This is a genomic window from Enterococcus hailinensis, assembly GCF_045862035.1.
GTDB classification, from domain to species: Bacteria; Bacillota; Bacilli; order Lactobacillales; family Enterococcaceae; genus Enterococcus_A; species Enterococcus_A hailinensis.
Genome location: NZ_BAAFRV010000049.1, coordinates 1 through 1,682, shown reverse-complemented (window position 1 = coordinate 1,682; position 1,682 = coordinate 1). Strand labels below are relative to the sequence as shown.

2 protein-coding genes are annotated in these 1,682 nt (G+C 32.8%); both read right to left on the bottom strand.

From position 1 onward, the window contains the following. Positions 1 to 262: 262 nt before the first annotated feature. Positions 263 to 892 carry an HAD family hydrolase gene (locus ACKTSC_RS13360; protein ID WP_161842817.1) on the bottom strand — a complete coding sequence of 210 codons (630 nt, stop codon included), beginning with the start codon at positions 890 to 892 and terminating at the stop codon, positions 263 to 265. Next, positions 889 to 1,682, bottom strand: a 794-nt coding sequence (locus ACKTSC_RS13355; protein WP_407857827.1) for a DeoR/GlpR family DNA-binding transcription regulator, incomplete at its 5' end; no start/stop codon positions are given. The genes ACKTSC_RS13360 and ACKTSC_RS13355, both read right to left, overlap by 4 nt.

The window sequence follows — 1,682 nt, the reverse complement described above, 5'->3', positions numbered from 1 at the left end:
TGCCCACGTTCTTCAGACGATAAATGGTTATACGACATTTAAAACCCTCCTAAAAAAATAAGTTTAGTAAACTACGCTACTCAGAAATCACAAAGAATACTACTCAAAAATTGCTTAGTGACAATACCTTTGTGAGTAGACCAATCTCATTTCACAATTCAGGTGCTTTAAATCCTTGCTATGACAATCACTTGAAATAATCCTCACTTATGTTAACCGTTAATGAAATAACATAATTTCTTTAGTAAGCTAGTAAGCTGATCTATTTTAAGTGTTGTAATATTTCTAGAGGAGTTTCTAAACTAATATCTGCACTTGAGAATAGTGGATTTTCTTTTGCTCCCCACTTTGCTAAAGCAAATTTAGCTCCAGCTGATTGTGAGCTATGCATATCATAGATTGAATCACCTATGTAAATTGATTCTTCGGGTAAACTTCCTAATTTATTTAATGCATATAGAATTGGTTCAGGATTAGGTTTATGTTTCGTTGTATCAGAGGCAGTTACTGAAATATCAAAAAGTTTACTTAAACCAAAATGTTCAAATTCATTTTCCATTTCTTCATTTGTTTTGGATGTAACGATCCCAATTTGTATCTCATTTTCTTTTAACTTAGTCAATGATTCTTCCACTTGGGGAAACAAAGTCGCAAGATGAGAGTATTGTTTAACATTTTCGGACCAACATGCATATAGCTTATCAGCTTCCTCTCCAGATGATGAATACCGTTCAATTGCTTTTTTACCTGGTATACCTAAGATGTATTCTAAATTTTCTTCTGGAACGTCCAAGTTTTTCTCTTCTTTTAGAGTTTTTTGTAAAGACTTAATCATGACAAATTCTGTATCTAAGATTGTTCCATCTACGTCAAATAATACCGTTTTAATCATGTTTGCACCCACTTTGAATTTATTATAGAAACATTACTATCTGATATTGTTCTTTCTAAATCATCTGGTAGACGACTTTCTACAACAAGAAAATCAATATCTTCGAAATCTAAACCTTTATAGTTATGACTTAATCCGATTTTTGTATTATCAATTAGTAAAACTACAAGTTTGGATTGTTTTCTTATCTTCTTTTTGAAATCTATATCTTCATCGTAGGCGTAATAAATGCCTGAGGTTGTGATTCCAGCGGCACTCATAAAAGCAACATCAAAGATAAATGAATCCAGCTCAAGCATCGGTTTCGTTCCAACGACATTTCGTTTGATAGGATCGACGGTTCCACCTAAAATCTTAGTTTTACATTTAGTATTTCTCAATAGTTGATCGGTAATATCTAATGAATTTGTCGTTGCTACGACATTGTCATAAGGTCTTATATGTCTTGGAATGCAACTGACCGTTGTCGAAATATCTAAAAAAATATGGGAATTATCTTTTACTAAATTACTAGCAGTTTTTGCTAGAATATCTTTTTCAGCACTGAGATCTTCAGTACGTTCAAGATATTCATCTAAACGACTAAAGGTATTGGGCAAACTAATTCCACCATATGTGCGATCGATAGCATTATTTTGTGCTAATTTGACAATATCTCTTCTTGCTGTATCTCTTGAAGAACCTGTTAAGGTAACAATTTCCTTCAAACTAAGAGTTCCGCGCGTCTTCAATTCCTCTAAAATTAACTCAAGCCGTTTCTTTTGAATCATAAACATGCCTCCTTTTAAGC